The organism is Pseudomonas sp. 32_A (assembly GCF_017490905.1).
GTDB classification, from domain to species: Bacteria; Pseudomonadota; Gammaproteobacteria; order Pseudomonadales; family Pseudomonadaceae; genus Aquipseudomonas; species Aquipseudomonas inefficax.
Window position 1 is genome coordinate 1 of sequence record NZ_JAFGYI010000117.1, and the last position, 670, is coordinate 670.

1 protein-coding gene is annotated in these 670 nt (G+C 58.4%); it reads left to right on the forward strand.

The window, feature by feature from the left end:
- The coding region (locus J5M58_RS25845) for a porin (protein WP_207880152.1) at positions 1-562 on the forward strand (562 nt) is incomplete at its 5' end.
- Between the last annotated feature and the right edge of the window lie 108 nt (positions 563-670).

Consider the following 670-nt stretch of genomic DNA (forward strand, 5'->3'; position numbering starts at 1 on the left):
GGCCTATTCGCATGGCGGCTTCAATGCGGGCGCGGCCTATTTCTACGCGAAGAATCCGGCGGCTCGTTTCACGGACGGCAACTTCATCGGCAATACCACCGGCGCGGCGATTGGTGCGAGCGGCCCGTTCAGCTACGTCGGCGCCCCGCGCAACGAGCGCATCATGGGTATCGGGGCGGATTATGCCTTCGGCTCGGCGACGGCGGGGATCGACTACACGAACACAAAGTTCGACGACGCAAATGGTACGACGAGTTCCGTTACGTTCAGCAACTACGAGGTGTGGGGACAGTACAAGGTCACGCCGGCCGCGACGCTGGGGGCCGCTTACGTCTATACCGACGGCAAGGTGAACTACAACGGGGCGAGGCCAAAATACCATCAAGTCTCGCTGATGGGCAGCTATTCCGTATCCAAGCGTACGTCGTTCTATGCGATGGCGGGGTTCCAACAGGCGGCAGGGGATGCCAAGCAGGCTGACATCTTCGACTTCTCGATCGCCGACGCATCGACAACCAATCGCCAATTGATGTTCCGTCTCGGCATGCTGCATCAGTTCTAAGAACATGTCAGCCATGTCGCCCGCCGTTTACCGACCCACGAAGGCAATCATGAAGACCATTCGGAACATATCTATCGCCGCAAAGATAGGTGTTGCATTTGCGAGAGT